Annotated in this window: 17 protein-coding genes and 1 riboswitch; of the genes, 6 read left to right on the top strand and 11 right to left on the bottom strand. The window is 66.6% G+C overall.

All coding sequences use genetic code 11. The annotated features are described in order from the left end of the window. Positions 1 to 104: 104 nt before the first annotated feature. The 8 genes from CX676_RS18810 to coaBC form a co-directional block, all read right to left on the bottom strand. Positions 105 to 1,316, bottom strand: a complete 1,212-nt coding sequence (locus tag CX676_RS18810; protein ID WP_101753934.1) for a cysteine desulfurase — start codon at positions 1,314 to 1,316, stop codon at positions 105 to 107. Further along, positions 1,313 to 1,909, bottom strand: a complete 597-nt coding sequence (locus tag CX676_RS18805) for a YIP1 family protein (RefSeq protein WP_101753933.1) — start codon at positions 1,907 to 1,909, stop codon at positions 1,313 to 1,315. Before CX676_RS18805 ends, CX676_RS18810 begins: the two co-directional genes overlap by 4 nt. After that, on the bottom strand, positions 1,906 to 2,424 hold the full coding sequence (locus CX676_RS18800; RefSeq protein WP_101754445.1) for a hypothetical protein: 519 nt from the start codon (positions 2,422 to 2,424) through the stop codon (positions 1,906 to 1,908). The genes CX676_RS18805 and CX676_RS18800 overlap by 4 nt, the downstream gene beginning before the upstream one ends. Next, positions 2,397 to 3,737 carry a SufB/SufD family protein gene (locus tag CX676_RS18795; protein WP_101753932.1) on the bottom strand — a complete coding sequence of 447 codons (1,341 nt, stop codon included), beginning with the start codon at positions 3,735 to 3,737 and terminating at the stop codon, positions 2,397 to 2,399. Before CX676_RS18795 ends, CX676_RS18800 begins: the two co-directional genes overlap by 28 nt. Further along, entirely contained in the window at positions 3,737 to 4,492 is a 756-nt protein-coding gene (gene sufC, locus CX676_RS18790; RefSeq protein WP_101753931.1) for a Fe-S cluster assembly ATPase SufC, read from the bottom strand. Before sufC ends, CX676_RS18795 begins: the two co-directional genes overlap by 1 nt. Positions 4,493 to 4,573: 81 nt before the next feature. After that, complete coding sequence (gene sufB / locus CX676_RS18785) at positions 4,574 to 6,091, bottom strand: Fe-S cluster assembly protein SufB (protein ID WP_101753930.1); 1,518 nt, start codon at positions 6,089 to 6,091, stop codon at positions 4,574 to 4,576. Between the two features lie 30 nt (positions 6,092 to 6,121). Next, on the bottom strand, positions 6,122 to 7,165 hold the full coding sequence (locus CX676_RS18780; RefSeq protein ID WP_101753929.1) for a cysteine desulfurase family protein: 1,044 nt from the start codon (positions 7,163 to 7,165) through the stop codon (positions 6,122 to 6,124). Next, the gene (coaBC, locus tag CX676_RS18775; protein WP_101753928.1) at positions 7,162 to 8,409 is read right to left on the bottom strand and encodes a bifunctional phosphopantothenoylcysteine decarboxylase/phosphopantothenate--cysteine ligase CoaBC; all 1,248 of its coding nucleotides are present in this window, start codon (positions 8,407 to 8,409) and stop codon (positions 7,162 to 7,164) included. Before coaBC ends, CX676_RS18780 begins: the two co-directional genes overlap by 4 nt. Before the next feature lie 124 nt (positions 8,410 to 8,533). Here coaBC and CX676_RS18770 point away from each other — a divergent pair, with 124 nt between their 5' ends. Together CX676_RS18770 and CX676_RS18765 are read left to right on the top strand one after the other, a co-directional pair. Then, a complete protein-coding gene (locus CX676_RS18770; protein ID WP_101753927.1) occupies positions 8,534 to 10,048 on the top strand; it encodes a YifB family Mg chelatase-like AAA ATPase in 1,515 nt (504 codons plus the stop codon). Positions 10,049 to 10,100: 52 nt separating this feature from the next. Continuing rightward, positions 10,101 to 10,880 carry an isocitrate lyase/PEP mutase family protein gene (locus CX676_RS18765; protein WP_101753926.1) on the top strand — a complete coding sequence of 260 codons (780 nt, stop codon included), beginning with the start codon at positions 10,101 to 10,103 and terminating at the stop codon, positions 10,878 to 10,880. 59 nt (positions 10,881 to 10,939) lie between these two features. Here CX676_RS18765 and gshB read toward each other — a convergent pair whose 3' ends face one another. The 3 genes from gshB to rsmI all read right to left on the bottom strand — a co-directional run bounded on the left by gshB (position 10,940) and on the right by rsmI (position 13,316). Continuing rightward, positions 10,940 to 11,887, bottom strand: a complete 948-nt coding sequence (gene gshB, locus CX676_RS18760; protein WP_101753925.1) for a glutathione synthase — start codon at positions 11,885 to 11,887, stop codon at positions 10,940 to 10,942. Positions 11,888 to 11,981: 94 nt separating this feature from the next. Continuing rightward, entirely contained in the window at positions 11,982 to 12,365 is a 384-nt protein-coding gene (locus tag CX676_RS18755) for a YraN family protein (RefSeq protein WP_101754444.1), read from the bottom strand. A gap of 18 nt (positions 12,366 to 12,383) precedes the next feature. Beyond that, a complete protein-coding gene (gene rsmI, locus CX676_RS18750; protein ID WP_101753924.1) occupies positions 12,384 to 13,316 on the bottom strand; it encodes a 16S rRNA (cytidine(1402)-2'-O)-methyltransferase in 933 nt (310 codons plus the stop codon). A gap of 174 nt (positions 13,317 to 13,490) precedes the next feature. Here rsmI and CX676_RS18745 point away from each other — a divergent pair, with 174 nt between their 5' ends. From CX676_RS18745 to thiC, 4 genes are all read left to right on the top strand, one after another. After that, complete coding sequence (locus CX676_RS18745; protein ID WP_101754443.1) at positions 13,491 to 14,657, top strand: penicillin-binding protein activator; 1,167 nt, start codon at positions 13,491 to 13,493, stop codon at positions 14,655 to 14,657. A 2-nt stretch (positions 14,658 to 14,659) separates the two neighbouring features. Then, on the top strand, positions 14,660 to 17,461 hold the full coding sequence (locus CX676_RS18740) for a [protein-PII] uridylyltransferase (protein WP_408634467.1): 2,802 nt from the start codon (positions 14,660 to 14,662) through the stop codon (positions 17,459 to 17,461). Then, entirely contained in the window at positions 17,458 to 18,993 is a 1,536-nt protein-coding gene (gene murJ / locus CX676_RS18735; protein ID WP_101753923.1) for a murein biosynthesis integral membrane protein MurJ, read from the top strand. The genes CX676_RS18740 and murJ overlap by 4 nt, the downstream gene beginning before the upstream one ends. 32 nt (positions 18,994 to 19,025) lie before the next feature. Beyond that, positions 19,026 to 19,146, top strand: a riboswitch (TPP riboswitch). A 113-nt stretch (positions 19,147 to 19,259) separates the two neighbouring features. Further along, positions 19,260 to 21,053, top strand: coding sequence for a phosphomethylpyrimidine synthase ThiC (gene thiC / locus CX676_RS18730; protein ID WP_101753922.1), 1,794 nt, complete (start codon positions 19,260 to 19,262; stop codon positions 21,051 to 21,053). Positions 21,054 to 21,072: the final 19 nt, after the last annotated feature.

The following is a 21,072-nucleotide window of genomic DNA, read 5'->3' as shown; positions in this document are numbered from 1 at the left end:
TCGCGGGTGACCGGCGAAGCGCGCGGAAGATCCTCCGATGCGGTCAAAGCGACGAGAGGGAGAGCGCCGGACCGCGCATCGGGCGGGGTCAGCGGGTCCAGCCCTCAGCCGAACAGTTCCCGGCAGAAGCCCAGACCATCGATCAGCGCATCCACCTCGGCCTCGGTGTTGTACATGGCAAAGCTGGCGCGGGCGCTGGCGGTGATGCCATAGAAGTCCATCAGCGGCATGGCGCAATGGCTGCCCGCGCGCACCGCGATCCCCCGCTTGTCGAGGATGGTCGAGATGTCATGCGCATGCGCGCCCTCCATCGTCATCGAGAAGATCGCGCCCTTGCCCGGCGCGTCGCCCTGCACGTTCAGCCAGTTCAGCGCGCGCAGCTTGTCACGGGTGCGGTCGCGCAGCTTCTTCTCATGGGCGGCGATGTTCTCCATGCCGATATCCATCAGGTATTCCAGCGCCGCGCCCAGACCGATCTGGTTGACGATGCCGGGTGTGCCGGCCTCGAATTTCAGCGGCGGGTCGGCATAGGTGACTGCATCGCGCGTCACCGTCTTGATCATGTCTCCACCGCCCATGAAGGGGCGCATCTCGCTCTGGCGATCCCGCGCGATCCAGATCGCGCCCGACCCCGAGGGACCATAAAGCTTGTGCCCGGTGATGCAGTAGAAATCGACGCCAAGCGTCTTGAGATCGACCGGCATGTGAACCGAGGCCTGCGAGCCATCAACCAGCACGGGTACATCGGTGCCGCGCGCGATCGCCGCCACATCAACCACCGTGCCGGTCACGTTCGACATGTGGGTAACGGCGATCAGCTTGGTCTTCGGCCCCACCGCCGCCAGCACCTTTTCCGGCGGCAGGCTGCCATCGGGCTCGGGCTCGACCCATTTCAGCACCACGCCCTGCCGCTCGCGCAGGAAGTTCCAGGGCACAATATTGGCGTGATGTTCCAGCACCGACAGCACGATCTCGTCGCCCGCCTGCAGGTTCGGCGCGGCCCAGCCATAGCTGACCAGGTTGATCGCCTCGGTCGCGCCCGAGGTGAAGATGATCTCGTCCTCGCGCGGGGCGTTCAGGAATTTGGCGATGATCGCCCGCACCCGCTCGTAATTGTCGGTGGCGAGGTTCGAGAGGAAATGCAGCCCGCGATGGACATTGGCATATTCGCCCTCATAGGCGCGGGTGATGGCGTCGATCACCTGCCGGGGCTTCTGGGCGCTGGCGCCATTGTCCAGGTAGACCAGTGGCTTGCCGTTCACCTGCCGCGACAGGATGGGGAAATCGGCGCGGATGGTCTGAAGATCAAAGCTCATGGCTGCACCTCGGGCATCAGGCCGAAGGCGGCGGCGATGAAGGACAGCACGAAACCCAGCGCGAGCATCGTTGCCAGCATCACCAGAAGCACCTTCCAGCCACTACGGAAGCCGTGCAGCAGCTTGGTGAATTGCACGGTCAGATAGAAGAACATCCCCGCTGCGGCGATGCCCAGCATGGCTGCGAGATCCGAGGAAAACGGCATCAGAACGATCTGCAGCGCCTGCACCAGCAGCAGGATCGCCTCGAGCCAGACGGTCAGGATCAGCGCATCCTCGAACCGGCCCTCGCCACCGAACAGACGCCCGACCCCGGACATCAGCCCGGCAGTCACCGTCAGCGCGACCAGTTGGAAGCCGGCCAGCAACAACGGCTGGCGCCCGAACCAGGCGAAGGGCGAGGGCTCGCCCTCGGGTGCCGCCGGCAGCATCGCCGCCGTGACCCAGGCAAGGATCGCCGCCAGCGAGACGACCAGCACGGCCGAGGCCCAACGCGCCGCCATGGGCAGGTCGGCGGCCAGCACTTCGCGGCCTGCCGCCATGGGGCTGCGCAATGTCAGCCCGACCAATGCCCGAAAATCCAGCCCGTTCATGCCTTCACCGCCAGCGCGGCAATGCCCGCGCCCCAAATCATCAGAAAGCCGATCCCGGCCACGGTCTGCACCAGCGACAGCGCCGGCCCCGACCCGATCATCCCGCCAACCAGTCCGGCCAGCAGCATCGCCGGTGCGACGGCCAGAAGCGCCCAGAACAGCGCCAGCCGCGAATGGCTCGGCGCGATCCGCCAGCGCGTCAGCCGCATCATCCCACCCACCAGTGCCGCTACGCCATAGGCGATCAGCGGCATCAGGAACATCACCGCCATCAGCGCCCCGCCCATCCGCGCCTCGAGCGGCACCGACGGATCCAGCGCCGCCGCCCGTGCATGGCCGGGGGCCTGCGCCAGTAGAAAGATCAGCATCGCCGCCATCAGCACGACCAGTTGCGCCCGGTCGGGCATATCGGCCATCCCCCGCACCACCCGGCGCGGGGCCCACCAGCTTTGCAGCACGCGCGGCAGGATGCCGCGCGGCGCGGGGCCTATACCTTGGCGCGGCGCGTCAGCCATGCTTCCAACCGGCCATTGATCTGGCTGCGCAGGTCCTCGTCCTCGACCTCGGCCAAGGCGTCGGCCAGGAAGGACAGCACCAAGAGGACGATGGCGCGTTCCTTCGGAACCCCGCGCGAGCGCAGATAGAACAGCGCCGTTTCGTCCAGCGCGCCGGTGGTCGAGCCGTGGCTGCAAACCACGTCATCGGCATAGATTTCCAACTCGGGCTTGGCGAGGAACTGGCTGTCCTCGTCCAGAAGCAGCGCTTGGCTGATCTGGTAGCCGTCGGTCTTCTGCGCGCCGGGCTTGACCAGGATCTTGCCCTGGAACACGCCCTTGGCGCCGTTCTTCAGCACCTTCTTGAAGACCTGCCGGCTTTCGCAGCGTTCGGCCCCGTGGGTCACGAAAACCGTGTCGTCGTGGTGGAACGGGCCCTTGGCCCCGTCGCCCAGTACGGCGGCGGCGATATGGGCCACCGCGTCGTCGCCGACGAACTCGATCACGCCCTCGTGGCGCATCAGCGTGCCGTTGACCGAAAGGTTGAAGCTCTTGAATTGCGCCTCGGCGGCGACCCGCGCGAAGGTGGCCGAGAAGCCCAGCTTCTGATGCCCTGCCCGCTTGGCGGCGATGTGGTGCAGCTTGGCGCCCTTGGCCAGATCAGCCTCGATCATGCCATTGCTGCGCGCGCCGACCATGCCGGTTTCCAGCAGCGTCAACTCTGCCCCCTCTTCCAGTCGGATGACGTGATGCCATGTGACATCGGCCTCGGCACTGGCGCGGCGGTGCAGGATATGGACCGGCTTTGACGGCTTGCCGGTGACGCGGATCAACACGCCCTCGGCAGCGGCCAAGGTGTTCAGCGCCGCGAAGGGCCGCTTGACCGGAGTCTGGCCGGCGGTTTCCAGCACGCCGTAAAGATCGGCGGCCCAATGGCTACCCGACTGGTCGGCCTGCGACAGCAGGTCGATTTCCAGCCCCTCGCCCGAAAGATCCGAGCTTTCTGCCGCGTCGAATACGCCATCGACGAAGATCAGACGGATCGCGTCGAGATCGATGAACAGCGGCGAATCCGGTGCCTTGTCCTCGATCGGGATCGGTGCGGGAATGGGCGCGTTGAAGGCGCGCGGATCGGTATAGCGCCAGTATTCGTCGCGCGGGCCGGGCAGGCCCATCGCCTGCAGACGGGCCAGCGCATCGGCGCGCGCGGCGGCGGTAAAGCCGCCCTTGGGCAGGGTCAGCACATCCAGCCGCGCGGCCAGCGCATCGGCGGTCTTGCTCGCACCACCGGCAGGCGGCGCGGCATCCTTGGCCTTGACGGCGACGTCAGACATCAACCGGCCTCCGTCAAGAGATCGCCATAGCCGTTCTTCTCGACTTCCAGCGCCAGTTCCGGCCCGCCCGAGCGGATAATCCGGCCATCGGCCATGATGTGCACCACGTCGGGCTGGATATGGTCCAGCAGACGCTGGTAATGGGTGATGACAAGGAAGCTGCGATCCGGCGAGCGCAGCGCGTTCACGCCGTCTGCCACCAGCCGCATCGCATCGACATCAAGACCCGAGTCGGTCTCGTCCATGATGCACATGCGCGGCTCCAGCATGGCCATCTGCAGGATCTCGTTGCGCTTCTTCTCGCCGCCCGAGAAGCCCACGTTCACCGGACGCTTCAGCATCTCGGCGTCGATCTTCAGCGCCTTGGCCTTCTCGCGCACGACCTTGAGGAAATCGCCCGCCGACATTTCCTCTTCGCCACGGCGCTTGCGCTGCGCGTTCACCGCCGTGCGCAGGAAGGTCATATTGCCAACGCCCGGGATCTCGACCGGATACTGGAAGGCCAGGAACAGGCCGGCAGCAGCACGTTCCTCGGGCTCCATTTCCAGGAGGTCCTGCCCGTCGAGGCTGGCCGCACCCTCGGTCACTTCATAGCCATCGCGGCCCGACAGCACATAGGAGAGCGTCGACTTGCCCGAGCCGTTCGGCCCCATGATCGCATGGACCTGACCGGCCGGAACTTCCAGCGACAGACCCTTCAGGATCTGCTTGTCATGGTCTTCCAGCTTCACGTGCAGATTGTCGATTTTCAGCATCTTACATCCCATCATCTTCGGCGCAGCGGCCCTCGCCTGCGCATTGTTCCCTGCGCCGTCCGACCGGACAGCGCGCATCTTTTATCCGACCGAACCCTCAAGGCTGATCGCCACAAGGCTCTGCGCCTCCATGGCGAACTCCATCGGCAGCGCCTGCAGCACCTCGCGGACGAAGCCGTTGACGATCACCGCCACCGCCTCTTCCTCGTCCATCCCGCGCGAGCGGCAGTAGAACAGCTGGTCATCATCGACCTTCGAGGTGGTCGCCTCGTGCTCTACCCGGCTCGAGGTGTTCTTCACCTCGATATAGGGCACGGTATGCGCACCGCATTTGTCGCCGATCAGCAGGCTGTCGCACTGGGTATAGTTGCGGCTGTTCGTGGCCTTGGGGTGCATCGACACCAGACCGCGATAGGTGTTCTGCGCCTTGCCCGCCGAGATGCCCTTGGACACGATCCGCGAGCGCGAATTCTTGCCCAAATGGATCATCTTGGTGCCGGTATCGGCCTGCTGCATGTTATTGGCGATGGCGATCGAGTAGAATTCGCCGCTGCTTTCCTCGCCGCGCAGGATGCAGGAGGGGTATTTCCAGGTGATCGCCGATCCGGTCTCGACCTGCGTCCACATCACCTTCGCGCGGGCCTCGCGGCAATCGGCGCGTTTGGTGACGAAGTTGTAGATGCCGCCCTTGCCTTCCTCGTCGCCGGGGAACCAGTTCTGAACGGTCGAGTATTTCACCTCGGCATCTTCCAGAATGACGATCTCGACCACGGCGGCGTGCAGCTGCGCGGTGTCGCGCTTGGGCGCGGTGCAACCCTCCAGATAGCTGACATAGCTGCCCTTGTCGGCGATGATCAGCGTGCGCTCGAACTGGCCGGTGTTTTCCGCGTTCATGCGGAAATAGGTCGACAGCTCCATCGGGCAGCGGGTGTTCGGCGGCACATAGACGAAGGAGCCGTCGGAAAAGACTGCCGAGTTCAGCGTGGCGAAGAAGTTGTCCGATTGCGGCACGACCGAACCCAGGTATTTCTTCACCAGTTCGGGATGCTCGCGGATCGCCTCGGAGATCGAGCAGAAGATGACCCCGGCCTTGGCAAGTTCGTCCTTGAAGGTGGTGCCGACGCTGACAGAGTCAAAGACCGCATCCACGGCGACCTTGCGGCCCTCGGCGGGGGCATTCTCTGCACCCTCGACGCCTGCAAGGATCATCTGTTCCTTCAGCGGGATGCCCAGCTTTTCATAAGTCGCCAGCAGCTTGGGATCGACCTCGTCCAGCGACTTCGGCTTCACTTCCATGCTTTTCGGGCGGGCATAGTAGTGAATATCCTGATAATCGATCTCGGGATAGTTCAGCATCGCCCATTTCGGTTCGGTCATGGTCTGCCAGCGGCGGAAGGCCTGCAGCCGCCACTCGGTCATCCATTCCGGTTCTTCATTCTTCTGCGAGATCAGACGGACGATATCCTCGTTCACGCCCTTGGGGGCGTATTCCATCTCGATCTCGGTGTCCCAGCCATATTTATAGCTGCCCATGTTCTGCACGGTCTCGACGGTTTCCCGGTCGACGCCCTCGCGCACCTCAAGATCGGTCTCGCTCATCTTTCGCCCTTCCTCTGGCAACCTGTCCGGTCAGCCATGTCTGTCGCGCCACCGCGAATACGCTGATTCCCACGCATTCGCAAAGCGATTCACCTCATCCGCCGTTGTGGCGGGCCCAAGGGAAACGCGGATGGCCGAGGCGGCGTCGCTATCCGAATAACCCATCGCCTGCAAGACGCCGCTGGCCCGGACCTTGCCCGAGGAACAGGCCGAACCCGCCGAAATGGCAAAGCCCGCCAGATCCATCTGCATGACCTGCGTTTCACCCTTCCAACCGGATGTAAGAACGCAGGTGGTGTTGGGCAAGCGCCGCGCCCCTTTTCCGGCGATCATTGCGCCGGGGGAAGCCGCCAGTATCCGCGCCTCCAGCCCGTCGCGCAGCTCGGCCACGCGCTCCCATGTGCCATCCTCCAGCTCGCGCTGCGCCGCCGTGGCGGCGGCGGCAAAGCCGGCAATGCCGATCAGGTTCTCGGTTCCGGCCCGACGGCCCTGTTCCTGCCCGCCGCCGCGAATCAGCGCCTCGATCTCGGTGCCCTTCTTCAGGATCAATGCGCCGATGCCCTTGGGACCGCCCAGCTTGTGCGCGCTGACGAAACCGGCGGTGACGCCCAGCCAGTTGAAGGCGAAAGGCACCTTGCCGAAGGCCTGGGTCAGGTCGCTGGAGCCCAGCCCCTGCGGCAGATCCTGCATCACCCCGGTTTCGTTATTCGCCAGTTGCAGCGTCGCGCGGCCCGGATCGGGCACGGAGATGATGCCGTCCTGATCCACCGCCAGATCCTGCTCGCACCAGACCTTGATGGCGCTGTGCTCGGCCGGCGCGCAGTGGATCCCGCGCCCCGGCAGCACCATCGCCGCCGCCTCGGTCGTGCCGGAGGTGAAGATCACATCCGCCCCTTCGGCCCCCAGAGCCGTCGCCAAAGCCTCGCGCGAGCGTTCCAGCAGCATCTTGGCCGCCCGCCCCTCGCTATGGACCGATGACGGGTTACCCGCGATCTCCATCGCCTCGACCATCGCCGCCTTGACCTCGGGGCGCAGCGGCGTGGTGGCGTTCCAGTCGAGGTAGTGCCGGCTCATGCCAGCGCCTTGGCGATCTCGTCGGCCAGACGCCGCGCCACCGCATCCTTCGCCATGCGCGGCCATTCCGTCGCGCCATCGTCGCGGATCACCGTCACGGCGTTTTCCGTGCCACCCATGATCCCGGTCGCCGGGCTGACATCATTGGCGACGATCCAGTCGGCCTGCTTGCGCAGCCGCTTCGCGGTCGCGTGCGCAACCACGTCATCGGTCTCGGCGGCAAAGCCCACGACAAGCTGCGGCCGGCCCTCGGTCAACTGGCTGACCCAGGCGAGAATATCGGGATTCTCGGCAAAGCTCAGCACCGGGAAATTACCCATGCCGTCCTTCTTTATCTTCGACTGGCTGGCATTCTCGACCCGCCAGTCAGCCACCGCCGCCGCCATCACCGCCGCATCCGCCGGCAGCGCCGCCGCCACTGCATCGCGCATCGCCTGCGCTGTCTCAACGCCGATCACATCGACCCCCTCGGGCGGCGGCACCGTCGCCGGGCCGGTCACGAAACTGACCCGCGCGCCAAGATCCCTCAGTGCCGCCGCAATCGCCGTCCCCTGCGCCCCGGACGAGCGGTTGGCAATGTAGCGCACCGGGTCGATCGGCTCGTGGGTCGGCCCCGAGGTCACAATGACATGCTTGCCGCTCAGCGGGCCGGTCGCGACCCGGATCTCGGGCGTCAGCCGCAACAGCCCGGCGCTGCGCGGGGCCTCGCCCAAGAGACCCCGCGCCGCCTCCAGAATTTCCTCTGGCTCGGACATGCGGCCGGCGCCGAACTCGCCACAGGCCATCTCGCCCCGGTCCGGCCCGACGGTCAGGATGCCATCGGCCTTCAACTGCGCCAAATTGCGCTGCGTCGCCGGATGCAGCCACATACGCACATTCATCGCCGGCGCCACCAGCACCTTCTTGTTCGAGGCCAGAAGCAGGGTCGAAGCCAGGTCATCCGCCAGCCCGTTCGCCATCTTTGCCATCATGTCGGCGGTGGCCGGCGCAACGACGACCAGATCGGCATTGCGGGTCAGGGCGATATGGCCGATCTCGGCCTCGTTCGAGATGTCGAACAGATCCTCATGCACCGCCTCGCCGGCCAGAACCGAGACCGTCATCGGCGTCGTGAACTGTGCGCCGGCGCGGGTCAGCACCGGCGTCACCGCCGCGCCCTCGCGCTTGAACAGCCGGATCAGCGCCGGAATCTTGTAGGCCGCGATGCCGCCGCCGATGATCAGCAGGATGCGTTTTCCGTCCATTCCGGCCCCCTTTTTGCCTGCCCGACAGATAGACGCCCGCCCCCTCTGGCGCAAGGAAGCGGACCCGTTAACCGCATCTTAACGCGGCCCGGCTAGGGGTTTCCCCAAAGCAGGTGGGGGGCAGATGGTCGCGATCGCCTATTCGGTCGCCTTCGAGGGGGTCGAGGCCCGGCTGGTCGAGGTGCAATGCTCGGTCTCGCCGGGCTTGCCCGGCTTTTCCATCGTCGGCCTGCCCGACAAGGCGGTCAGCGAGGCGCGCGAACGGGTGCGGGCGGCCTTCGACGCGCTGTCGGTGGCGCTACCCAGCCGGCGGATCACGGTGAACCTCTCGCCCGCCGACCTGCCGAAAGAGGGTTCGCATTTCGACCTGCCGATCGCACTGGCGGTGCTGGCCGCGATCGAGGTGATTCCCCATGACGAGCTGGGCCGCTGCGTCGCGTTGGGCGAACTGGCGCTCGACGGTCGGCTGGTCGCCGTCTCGGGCGCGCTGCCCGCCGCCATGGCCGCAGCCGAAGAGGATCGCGCCCTGATCTGCCCCGCCCCCTGCGGTCCCGAGGCCGCATGGGTCGAGACGGTCCCGGTGTTGGCGCCTTCGACCCTGCGCGAAGCCGTCGACCACCTGACCGACCGGACCCCGCTGATCCCGGCCCGGCCCGGCACCGTCATCACCCCGGCGCTGAACCGCTGCATGTCCGAGGTGCGCGGCCAGGAACGCGCCAAGCGCGCCATCGAGATCGCCGCCGCCGGCCGCCATCACCTCTTGATGGTCGGCCCGCCCGGCGCCGGCAAATCCATGCTGGCCGCCCGCCTGCCGGGCCTCTTGCCGCCGCTGACCCCGGCCGAGGCGCTGGAAACTTCGATGATCCATTCGCTGGCCGGTACCCTCACGGATGGCGGCATCCCCCGCCACGCCCCGATGCGCGAACCCCATCACACCGCCTCGATGGCCGCCATCGTCGGCGGTGGCCGCAGCGCCAAGCCGGGCGAGATCAGCCTTGCCCATAACGGCGTGCTGTTTCTGGACGAGTTTCCCGAATTCTCGCGCCCGGTGCTGGAAACCCTGCGCCAGCCGATCGAGACCGGCGAGGTGGTGGTGGCCCGCGCCAATGCCCATATCCGCTATCCCTGCCGCTTCCAGCTGATCGCCGCCGCCAATCCCTGCCGCTGCGGCCACCTGGCCGACCCGGCCCGCGCCTGCGCCCGCGTTCCGGCCTGCGGCGCCGACTACATGGGCAAGATCTCCGGTCCGCTGATGGATCGCTTCGACCTCAGGATCGAGGTGCCGCAGGTCAGCTTCCTGGATCTCGATCTGCCGGCGGATGGCGAGACTTCGGCCACCATCGCCCTGCGCATCGCCGCCGCCCGCAGCGTCCAGACGCGCCGCTTCGAGGGCCGGTCGAGCGCAAGGGTGAATGCCGAGGCCTCGGGCGCGATTCTCGACGAGATCGCGGCCCCTGATGCCGAGGGCCGGGCGCTAATCCTGAAAGCCTCGGAACGCCTCGGCCTCTCGGCCCGCGGGTATCACCGCATCCTGCGCACCGCCCGCACCATCGCCGACCTGGACGCCAGCGAGGCCGTGCGGGTGAACCATCTGGCAGAGGCGATCAGCTATCGCCTGCCCTTCCTCGCCGGTGGCTGACCCGCCCCTCGCAATTCTGTGCTAGGCTCGCCGGGCGCGAAAGGGTCAAGCCATGACCGACCAGCTTAGGAAATTCCAGCAGTTCAAGGCGCTGCACGAAGGCGAGGCCGCCTTCGTCATCCCCAACCCCTGGGATGCCGGCACCGCCCGGCTGCTCGCCAGTCTCGGCTTCGCGGCGCTGGCAACGACCAGTGCCGGCTATGCCTTCGCCAAAGGCAAGCGCGATTCCGCGGCCAGCCTCAGCCGCGACGAAATCCTGGAAAATGCATCCGAAATTGTCGCCGCCACCGATCTTCCGGTCAGCGCGGATCTCGAGGACGGGTTTGGCACGGATCCCGAAACCTGCGCCGAGACCATTCGGCTCGCCGCCGGGATCGGCCTTGTCGGCGGCTCTATCGAGGATGCGACCGGCGATCCCGCCGCACCGATCCACGAGTTCGACATCGCGGTCGACCGCATCCGCGCCGCTGCCGAGGCCAGTCAGGGACAACCCTTCCTGCTGACTGCTCGGGCCGAGAATTTCCTCCGCGGCCGGTCCGACCTCGCCGATACCATCCGCCGCCTGCAGGCCTTTGCCGAGGCCGGCGCCGATGTGCTCTATGCGCCGGGCCTGCCCGATCTCGAGTCGATCCGCACGGTCTGTCGCTCGGTGGACCGGCCGGTGAATGTGGTCATATGCCTCTCCGGACCCAGCCATTCCGTGGACGATCTGTCCGAGGCCGGGGTGCGCAGGATCAGCGTCGGCGGCTCCTTCGCCCGCGCCGCGCTTGGCGCGCTGATGCGCGCGGCCGAGGAAGTCAGGACACGGGGCACCTTTACCTATGCTGCCTAAGCCATGCCCGGCACCGAGATCAGCCGGCTCATGTCAGCGCCGACGCCGGAAACACCGGTCTAACGCGCCGCCAGCCGCCCCTCGATGGCCTCCCAGATCAGCGCAGCGGCATTGACCCCGTCGAACCGCTCCAGCTCCTGGATGCCGGTGGGTGAGGTGACATTGATCTCGGTCAGCCAACCATCGATCACGTCGATGCCGGTGAAGATCAGCCCCTTTTCGTGCAGGACCGGGCCGATCACATTGCAGATCTCGCGCTCACGCTCGGTCAGCCCGACCTTCTCGGGCCGGCCACCCACATGCATGTTCGACCGCGCCTCGCCCGCCGCCGGCACCCGGTTGATCGCGCCCACCGGCTCGCCATCGACGAGGATGATCCGCTTGTCACCCTTGACCACCGCCGGCAGATACTTCTGCGCGATCATCGGCTCGCGATTGATCCCGGCAAAGGTCTCCAGCAGCGACGAGAGGTTCGGATCCTCGGGCCGCAGATGGAACACGCCCGCACCGCCATTGCCATAAAGCGGCTTGACGATGATGTCGCCATGTCGCGCCCGGAAGCGCCGGATGGCGGCCACGTCACGGGCGATCATGGTGGGCGGGGTCAGGTCGGGAAAATCCAGCACCATCAGCTTCTCGGGGCTGTTGCGCACCCAGAAGGGATCATTGACCACCAGCGTCTCGTGATGGATCCGGTCCAGAAGATGGGTCGAGGTCACATAGCCCATGTCGAAGGGCGGATCCTGCCGCAGCCAGACCACGTCGAAATCCGCCATATCGACCTCGGCCCAGTCGCCGAAGGTGACGTGATTGCCCTTCTCACGCCGCAGGGTGACGGGACGCCCGGTGGCCAGAACACGACCCTCGTCAAAGACCAGCCGGTCGACAGTGTATTGAAACAGCCGGTGCCCGCGCGCCTCGGCCTCGAGCCCGATGCGGAAGGTGCTGTCGGCATCGATCGACACCGCCTCGATCGGGTCCATCTGCAGGGCAACGGAAAGCGACATGCCGGGCCTCCTTGGTCAGCGCGCGCCACTTGTCGCAAGGCCCGGGGCCGGATTCAAGCCTTCCCAAACCGCGCCGATCCCCGATAGTCGACCATCAGTTCATGCCGAAGGCATTCTCGATCACCTCGATCCGACCGATCTCGTCGACCAGCGCCGCATCGAAGCGCATGGCGACAGGTCGACCGGCATCCACCCGGCCCGCATAATCCAGCGCCGACAGGCAGATCCTGTCCATCTGCCGTCGGTCCAGCCGCTGTGCCGCCAGATCATGGCTGGAGGACTTCTTCACCTCGACGAAAATCAGCCCCTCGCTGTCCCGAAAGATCAGGTCGATCTCGCCCGCCGGCCCGCGCCAGCGGCGCTCCAGAAGCGCGCAGCCCGCCGCCTCATAGTGCAGCGCCACCCCATCCTCGGCCATCCGCCCGGACAGGCAGGCGATCCGCCCGCGACTCTGCCGGGCATCATTCCCAATTTGCATCCCGGTCCGACCAGCCATTCAGTCCCCTTCCCCGGCCCCGGATGCCAGTCCAAGTGCCAGTTGATACACATCCCGCCGCGGCAGCCCCAGCCGCGCCGCCACATCGCGCGCGGCGTCCTTGACCGACATGCGCGTCATCGCCTGCCGCAATTCTTCGCGGATATCGCCGTCCTCGAGCACCACAGGCGCCGGTCGGTCCAGCACCAGAACCACCTCGCCCTTCAGCCCGTCTTCCGGCACACGTTCCGCCAGTTCCTGCGCCGTGCCCCGGATCACCTCTTCGAACTTCTTGGTCAGTTCCCTGCAGATCACGATAATCCGATTCGGTTCAATCTCGCACAGTTTTCCCAATGTTTCCCTAACGCGCCTCGGGCTTTCATAGAGGAGCAGCGTCGCATCGACCGAGGCCCATTGCCTCAGCCAGCTGTCGCGTGCGCCATCGGCACTGGGCGGGAAGCCCGCGAAGAGGAAGCGGTCGCTTGGCAGGCCGGCAACGGTCAGGGCCGCGAGCGCCGCCGAGGGGCCCGGCACGGCATGGAGCCGCGCGCCGGCCTCGGCGGCATCGCGGCTGAGCTTGAAGCCCGGATCGGCGACCATGGGCGTGCCCGCGTCCGAGGTATAGGCGACTGAGGCGCCGCCCTTCAGCGCCTCGATCAGCATTGGCCGCTGCCGGTCGGCATTATGGTCGTGATAGGCGACAATCCGCCGTCCGCGCAGCGGGATGCCGTGGATGTCCATCAGGTGCCGCAGGGTCCGCGTATCCTCGGCCGCCAGCATCTCCGCCGCGTTCAGGATATCCAATGCGCGGAGCGTGATGTCGCGCGCCGCGCCGATCGGCGTTGCCACCAGGTAAAGTCCGGGTTCGAGCCGCGGGGCCTCGATCCGGGCGCTGATCGGCGCGGCCTCGTCGCCGCCCGACCCTCTGATTTCCGGGCCTGCCTGTCGTGCCATGCCGGTTCCCCCGTGTTCGTCGCTGCGCCCGTCGCTGCGCCCGTCGCCGTGATTGCCAAACCCGGCTTAGGTGAATACGCTGCCGCCGATAAGACAAAACCGGACCAAACAGGGAATTTTATCATGTTCGCCCTTGCTCATCGCCGCAGCCCCGCGCTGCCCCGGTCGGTCCTGATGCGGGCCCGTATGACCGCCGCTGCACTCGTCTCGGCACTGCTGGTTGCAGCCTGCCAGCCGATCGGCATGGCCGGACCCGGGGGCAGCCAGACCGGCCAGATGGTCGACCCCAAGGCACCCGTGGCCGTCGCCCTGCTGGCCCCCGGAGGCACCGGCAGCGCCGACCTGGAATGGCTGTCGCGCAGCCTGAAGAACGCCGCGCGCATGGCCGCGGCCGATGCCCAGGGGGCGCAGATCGACCTCAGGATCTACGATTCCGGCGATGATGCCGGACGCGCCGTCGCCCGCGCCACCGAGGCCGCCGATGCCGGGGCCAAGGTCATTCTCGGCCCGCTTTTCGCCGATTCCGCCAATGCCGTCGGCAATGCCATGGCGAGCCGCGACATCAATGTCATCAGCTTCTCGAACAATGCCGACATTGCCGGCGGCAATGTCTTCATCATCGGCAACAGCTTCGCCAATGTCGCCGACCGGCTGGTCAGCTACGGCGTCCGGAACGGCAAGCGCCGGGTCCTGACCGTGGCCGAGGATGACGTGGCCGGCCAGGTCGGCGCCCGCGCCATCGAGACCGCCATCGCCCGGAACGGCGCCACGCTGGCGGGCCGGGTCACCCATCCGGTCTCGATCACCGGCATCGACGGGGTCACCCCGCAGATCGCCCAGGCCGCGCAGTCGGGCCAGATCGACGCGATTTTCATGACCGCCAACAATCAGGCGGTGCTACCCTATCTGACCGAGAAACTGGCCGCCGCCGGCGTCACCAGCCAGGTCACCCAGTTCATGGGCCTGACCCGTTGGGACGAGCCGGCCTCGCGCCTGCAACTGCCGCAGCTGCAGGGCGGCTGGTTCGCGATCCCTGACACCACTCGCAAGGCAGCCTTCGAGGCGCGGTACCGCGCCGCCTATGGCGAGGCGCCGCATGAACTGGCCGGCCTCGCCTATGACAGCGTCGCCGCGATTGCCGCCAACCTGCGCGCCGGCAAGCGCGACGCGGTGGCCAGCTCGGGCCTGACGCAGCGCGCCGGCTTCTCGGGCGTGAACGGCGCCTTCCGCTTCCGCCCCGACGGCACCAACCAGCGCGCGCTGGCGGTGGCGACGATCCGCGGCAACCAGCTGGTGATCCTCGATCCGGCACCGCGCGGCTTCGGTGGCTTCGGGTCCTGATCTTGCCGACCAGACGACCCTCACGCACGGGCGGCCTGCCCGTCCAGAGCGCCCCGGCCTTGCCCGGGGCGCATGCCATTTTCGATCCTGACAGCTTCTTGCCGACGCTCGATGCCGAACTGGCGCCGCTGACCACCCCGCGCGAGATCCGCTCGGCCGCCGTGCGCATCCTCGGCGAGGCGCGGAAATCGGCCATGGCCGATATCGTCACCGGTTTCGAAAGCCATCCCCGCGCCGCGCGCGAGACCGTGCGCGCCATTGCCAGCCTGACCGATGGCATCGTCACTGCCATCCACCACGTCGCCACCACCCGTCTGCACCCGCAGCCCAACCCGTCCGAATCCGAGCGTCTGGCCGTGCTGGCCGTCGGCGGCTATGGCCGGGCCGAGATGGCGCCGCAAAGCGATATCGACCTCTTGTTCCTGACCCCCTACAAGGTCACAGGCTGGGCGGAAAGCGTGGTCGAATCCATGCTCTACATGCTCTGGGACATGAAGCTGAAGATCGGCCATTCGATCCGCAGCGTCGATGACTGCCTGCGCCTTGGCGCCGGCGACATGACCATCCGCACCGCGCTGGTGGAACACCGTCTCGTCACCGGCCATGCGCCGCTGGCCGAGGATCTGCGCGAGCGGCTCTGGGCCGATCTCTTCTCCAAGACCGTGCCGGAATTCGTCGAGGCGAAGCTCGCTGAACGCGAGGCGCGGCACGAGCGGCAGGGCGGCCAGCGCTATGTACTGGAACCGAACGTCAAGGAGGGCAAGGGCGGGCTGCGCGACCTGCAGACGCTCTACTGGATCGGCAAGTATATCCACCGCGTCGACCGCGCGGTGGAACTGGTCGATCTCGGCTTCTTCACCCGCGAGGAGCACCTGAATTTCTGGCAGGCCGAGGATTTCCTCTGGGCCGTGCGCTGCCATATCCACCTGATCGCCGGGCGTCCGGTCGATCAGCTGACCTTCGACATGCAGGTCGAGGTCGCCCGCCGCATGGGCTATCGCGACGGCCAAGGCCGCCGCGATGTCGAGCATTTCATGCAGGACTATTTCCGCCACGCCACCAATGTGGGCGAGGTCACGCGGGTCTTCCTGACCGCGCTCGAGGCCCATCACGTCCGCAAGGCGCCCTTCCTCGGCCGCCTCTTCCGCCGCCGCCGCAAGCTGCGCCCGGGCTTTACCGAGGAGCTGGGCCGCCTCGCCATCGCCGATGACAAGGACTTCCTCAGCCAGCCGCTGAACATCCTGCGTCTGTTCGAAGAGGCTTTGCGCACCGGCCTACTGATCCATCCCGACGCCATGCGGCTGGTCACCTCGAACCTCGACCTGATCGACGATGCCATGCGCAGCGATCCCGAGGCCTCGCGGATCTTTGTCGATCTGCTGTTGAAGCACGGCAACCCGGAACGCGCGCTGCGCCGGATGAACGAACTGGGCGTCCTGTCGGCCTTCATCCCCGAATTCGAGCCGATCGTGGCGATGATGCAGTTCAACGTCTATCACCACTACACCGTGGACGAGCATTCCATCCAATGCGTCGCGGCCCTGGCCGAGATCGAGCGGGGCGAGCATCCCGATGATCTGCCGCTCAGCCACGAGATCATGCAGGAGGGGATCAACCGCCGGGTGCTCTATCTGGCGACGCTGCTCCATGACATCGGCAAGGGCCGGCCCGAGGATCACTCGATCCTTGGCGCGCGGCTGGCGCGGCGGGTGGTGGCCCGGCTCGGCTTTTCCGCCGAAGAGGTCGAGACGGTCGAATGGCTGGTGCGCAATCACCTGCTGATGTCGGACGTGGCGCAGAAGCGCGACATTGCCGACCCGCGCACGCTGAGGGATTTCGCCAAGGCGGTGAAGACCCGAAAGCGGCTGGACCTGCTTCTGGTGCTGACGGTCTGCGACATTCGCGGCGTCGGCCCGAATACCTGGAACAATTGGAAGGCGATGCTGCTGCGCAAGCTGCATCAGGAAACCGCCGCCGCGCTGGATGGCGGGCTGGAAGAGATCAACCGCGACAAGCGCCAGAACGAGGCCAAGCGCAGCTTGCGCCACCTTCTGGTCGCCAAGGGCTGGGACGCCAAGGCCATCCGCTCCGAGATCGCGCGGCACTACGACAGCTATTGGCCGGGCCTGCCGACCGAGACACAGGCGGTCTTTGCCGGGCTGCTGGACGGCATCGGCAGCGAAGAGATCCGCATCGACCTGAAGCCCGATACCGACCGCGACGCCACCCGCGCCACCTTCGTTCTGGCCGACCATCCTGGCATCTTCTCGCGGCTCTGCGGGGCGCTGTCGCTGATGGGGGCGAACGTGGTAGACGCGCGCACCTATACCACCAAGGACGGTTTTGCGACCGCAGTCTTCTGGGTGCAGGATGCCGACGGCCATCCCTATGCCGAGGATCGCCTGCCGCGTCTGCGCAAGATGATCGACCGCACGCTGAAGGGCGAAGTGGTGGCCCGCGACGCCTTTGCCGACCGCGACAAGATCAGGAAGCGCGAGCGCGAGTTCCGCTTCCCGACCCATATCACCTTCGACAACGAGGGCAGCGATATCTATACGATCATCGAGGTCGATACCCGCGACCGGCCGGGGCTGCTCTATGACCTGACGCGGACCTTGGCGGCAAACCATATCCAGATCGCCAGCGCCGTCATCGCCACCTTCGGGGCGCAGGTGGTGGACAGCTTCTATGTCAAGGACATGTTCGGGATGAAACTCTTCAGCGACGCCAAGCGCGACGCGCTGGAAAAGAAACTGCGCGCGGCGATCCAGCAAGGCGCGGACAGGGCAGGCACGACAGCATGAGCAGACCCGGACTGGTGCGCGGCTTCCTTTCGGTGGGAAGCTGGACGATGGTATCGCGGGTGTCGGGTTTCATCCGCGACATCCTGATGGCGGCCTGGCTCGGGACCGGGCCGGTGGCCGAAGCCTTCCTGATCGCGCTGTCGCTGCCCAACATGTTCCGCCGCTTCTTCGCGGAAGGCGCCTTCAACACCGCCTTCGTACCGATGTTCGCCAAGAAGCTCGAGGACCGGACCGAGGCGCAGCGTTTTGCCTCGGAAGCGTTTTCCGGCCTGTTCATGGTGGTGCTGGCGATCTCGGCCGTGGCGATGATCTTCATGCCGGGACTGGTCTGGCTGATGGCCTCGGGCTTTGCGGGCGACGAGCGGTTTGCGCTGGCGGTCGAGTATGGCCGCATCACCTTCCCCTATATCCTGCTGATCTCGATGGCCTCGATGGTCTCGGGGGTCTTGAACGCCAATGGCCGCTTCACCGCCGCCGCCGCCGCCCCGGTGCTGTTGAACCTTCTCTTCATCGCGGCGATGGGTCTGGCGCGCTATCGCGGTTGGGACATGGGCCTGACGCTGGCCTGGGCCACGCCCTTGACCGGCATTGCCCAGCTGGGGCTGGTCTGGTGGGATGCCCATCGCACTGGCTGGACCTTCCTGCCCCGCCGCCCGCGCCTCTCGCCCGACATGCGCCGGCTGCTGGCCGTGGCCCTGCCCGCCGCTTTCGCCGGCGGCGTGGTGCAGCTGAACCTGTTGATCGGCCGTCAGGTCGGCTCGCAATTCGAGGGCGCGATCGCCTGGCTCTCCTATTCCGACCGGCTCTACCAGCTGCCGCTCGGCGTCGTCGGCGCGGCCGTGGCCGTGGTGCTGCTGCCCGAGCTTGCCCGCAGGTTGCGCGCGGGTGACGAGGCCGGCGGCCAGTCGGCCTATAGCCGCGCGACCGAGTTTGGCCTGTTCCTCACCCTGCCCGCCGCCTTCGCCATCGCCGTCATCGCCGTGCCGATGGTCGCCACGCTGTTCGAGCGCGGCCAGTTCACCGCCGCGGATACGGTGCAGACCGCCCGCGCGCTGGTGGTCTATGCCCTCGGCCTGCCAGCCTTCGTGCTGCAGAAGATCCTGCAACCGCTCTATTTCGCGCGTGAGGACACCAAGACCCCGTTCCGCTATGCGCTCTATTCCATGGTGGTGAATGCCGCGGTGGCCTTCGGGCTAATGGGGCCGATGGGCTTTCTGGCCGCCGCGCTTGGCACCACGATCGCCGCATGGGTGATGGTCGGGCAGTTGTGGTGGGGCACGAGGTCCATGGGTCAGGCCGCCCGCGCCGATGACCGCCTGCGCCGCACCGCCCCCCGGATCGTGCTGGCCTCGGCGCTGATGGCGCTGGCGCTCTGGTTCATCGAGGGCTGGCTCGACGCCGCAGGCGTAGCCCGCATCCCCGGTCTGGCCGTGCTGGTCCTTGGCGGGGCGGCGATCTATTTCACCCTCGCCTTCCTGACCGGCGCCTACAAGCTCTCGGAACTGAAGGCGGCGGTGCGGCGGCGGCGATAGGCCTTTCCAACAAACCTACTCTCCTATAAGCAGAACCCACGCAGGGGAGTCCCGCCTAAGGGGACTGAGAGGCTGACGGGGCAATGCCCGGTGATGCGACCCTTTGAACCTGACCCAGTTGATACTGGCGTAGGAAGCTAGGCGAGCAGAGACCGGGGCGGCAAACCCGCCCACCTGCCTTGCCGACAGGGGGCCGCAAGGCCCCTGTTTCCCAGGCCGAACTCGATTGGTGTCCTTTTGAGTAAACGGCTTGAGGAGCACCGCGCATGAACATCCCTACCCCGAAGATCACCACCGACGAACTGCCCGCCTCGCGCAAGATCCACGTCCCCGGCCTGCTGCACCCGGACCTGCGCGTGCCGATGCGCGAGATCTCGGTTCATCCCACCGCCGGAGAGCCGCCTTTGCCGGTCTATGACAGCTCGGGTCCCTATACCGATCCGGCGATCACCGCCGACATCACCCGCGGCCTCGCCCCCCTGCGCCACAGCTGGATCGCGGCGCGCGGCGATGTCGAGGCCTATCATGGCCGCGCGGTCCAGCCCGAGGATAACGGCCATGTCACCGGCGACCGGCTGACCCCGGAATTCCCGGTCCGGCCGCGCGCGCTGCGCGCCATGGACGGCAAGGCCGTCACCCAGCTGGCCTATGCCCGCGCCGGCATCATCACCCCCGAGATGGAATTCGTCGCCATCCGTGAAAACCAGCTGCGCGACCCCGCCCCCTGCCCCCGCGACGGTCAGGACTGGGGCGCCAGCATCCCCGATTACGTCACCCCCGAATTTGTCCGCGCCGAGATCGCGGCGGGACGCGCCATCATCCCGGCCAATATCAACCACCCGGAATCCGAGCCGATGATCATCGGGCGCAACTTCCTCGTGAAGATCAACGCCAATATGGGCACCTCGGCCGTCACCTCCTCGATGGAGGAAGAGGTCGACAAGATGGTCTGGGCAATCCGCTGGGGCGCCGATACGGTCATGGACCTCTCGACCGGGCGCAATATCCACAACACCCGCGAGTGGATCATCCCAAACAGCCCGGTTCCGATCGGCACGGTGCCAATCTATCAGGCGCTGGAAAAGGTGAACGGCATCGCCGAGGACCTGACATGGGAGGTGTTCCGCGACACGCTGATCGAGCAGGCGGAACAGGGGGTCGACTATTTCACCATCCATGCCGGCTTACGGCTGCATATGGTGCCGATGACCGTCAACCGCGTGACCGGCATCGTCTCGCGCGGCGGCTCGATCATGGCGAAATGGTGCCTGCACCACCACCGTGAAAGCTTCCTCTACGAGCATTTCGACGAGATCTGCGACATCTGCCGCGCCTATGACGTGTCCTTCTCGCTTGGCGACGGCTTGCGCCCCGGCTCGATCGCCGATGCCAATGACGAGGCCCAGTTTGCCGAGCTGGAAACCCTGGGCGAGCTGACCAAGATCGCATGGGCCAAAGACTGTCAGGTGATGATCGAGGGGCCGGGCCATGTCGCCCTGCACAAGATCAAGGAGAACATGGAGAAGCAGCTGGACTGCTGCCACGAGGCGCCATTCTACACGCTCGGGCCGCTGACCACCGATATCGCGCCGGGTTATGACCACATCACCAGCGGCATCGGCGCGGCCATGATCGGCTGGTTCGGCTGCGCCATGCTCTGCTATGTCACCCCCAAGGAGCATCTGGGCCTGCCCGACCGCGACGATGTGAAAACCGGCGTCATCACCTACAAGATCGCCGCCCATGCCGCCGACCTCGCCAAGGGCCTGCCCGGCGCCCAGCGCCGCGACGACGCCCTGTCCCGCGCCCGGTTCGAATTCCGGTGGGAGGACCAGTTCAACCTGTCGCTCGACCCCGACACCGCCCGCAGCTTCCACGACCAGACCCTGCCGAAAGAGGCCCACAAGGTCGCACATTTCTGCTCGATGTGCGGGCCCAAGTTCTGCTCGATGCGGATATCGCATGACATTCGGGCGGAGGCGCAGAAGCAGGGGATGGAGGCGATGGCCGCGAAGTTTCGGGAGGGTGGGGAGGTTTATGTGAGGGTGGGGGAGGAGTGAGGGGAGGTGTCGGGCCCGT

The organism is Paracoccus zhejiangensis, from assembly GCF_002847445.1.
Taxonomy (GTDB): Bacteria; Pseudomonadota; Alphaproteobacteria; order Rhodobacterales; family Rhodobacteraceae; genus Paracoccus; species Paracoccus zhejiangensis.
The sequence above is the reverse complement of the archived record's forward strand: the minus strand, read 5'-3'. Positions and strand labels throughout refer to the sequence as shown.

Bases quoted from the DNA above. Each gene is read 5' to 3' on its own strand.
- CX676_RS18810 (WP_101753934.1), bottom strand. From the start codon at position 1,316: ATGAGCTTTGATCTTCAGACCATCCGCGCCGATTTCCCCATCCTGTCG.
- CX676_RS18805 (WP_101753933.1), bottom strand. From the start codon at position 1,909: ATGAACGGGCTGGATTTTCGGGCATTGGTCGGGCTGACATTGCGCAGC.
- CX676_RS18800 (WP_101754445.1), bottom strand. From the start codon at position 2,424: ATGGCTGACGCGCCGCGCCAAGGTATAGGCCCCGCGCCGCGCGGCATC.
- CX676_RS18795 (WP_101753932.1), bottom strand. From the start codon at position 3,737: ATGTCTGACGTCGCCGTCAAGGCCAAGGATGCCGCGCCGCCTGCCGGT.
- sufC (WP_101753931.1), bottom strand. From the start codon at position 4,492: ATGCTGAAAATCGACAATCTGCACGTGAAGCTGGAAGACCATGACAAG.
- sufB (WP_101753930.1), bottom strand. From the start codon at position 6,091: ATGAGCGAGACCGATCTTGAGGTGCGCGAGGGCGTCGACCGGGAAACC.
- CX676_RS18780 (WP_101753929.1), bottom strand. From the start codon at position 7,165: ATGAGCCGGCACTACCTCGACTGGAACGCCACCACGCCGCTGCGCCCC.
- coaBC (WP_101753928.1), bottom strand. From the start codon at position 8,409: ATGGACGGAAAACGCATCCTGCTGATCATCGGCGGCGGCATCGCGGCC.
- CX676_RS18770 (WP_101753927.1), top strand. From the start codon at position 8,534: ATGGTCGCGATCGCCTATTCGGTCGCCTTCGAGGGGGTCGAGGCCCGG.
- CX676_RS18765 (WP_101753926.1), top strand. From the start codon at position 10,101: ATGACCGACCAGCTTAGGAAATTCCAGCAGTTCAAGGCGCTGCACGAA.
- gshB (WP_101753925.1), bottom strand. From the start codon at position 11,887: ATGTCGCTTTCCGTTGCCCTGCAGATGGACCCGATCGAGGCGGTGTCG.
- CX676_RS18755 (WP_101754444.1), bottom strand. From the start codon at position 12,365: ATGCAAATTGGGAATGATGCCCGGCAGAGTCGCGGGCGGATCGCCTGC.
- rsmI (WP_101753924.1), bottom strand. From the start codon at position 13,316: ATGGCACGACAGGCAGGCCCGGAAATCAGAGGGTCGGGCGGCGACGAG.
- CX676_RS18745 (WP_101754443.1), top strand. From the start codon at position 13,491: ATGCGGGCCCGTATGACCGCCGCTGCACTCGTCTCGGCACTGCTGGTT.
- murJ (WP_101753923.1), top strand. From the start codon at position 17,458: ATGAGCAGACCCGGACTGGTGCGCGGCTTCCTTTCGGTGGGAAGCTGG.
- thiC (WP_101753922.1), top strand. From the start codon at position 19,260: ATGAACATCCCTACCCCGAAGATCACCACCGACGAACTGCCCGCCTCG.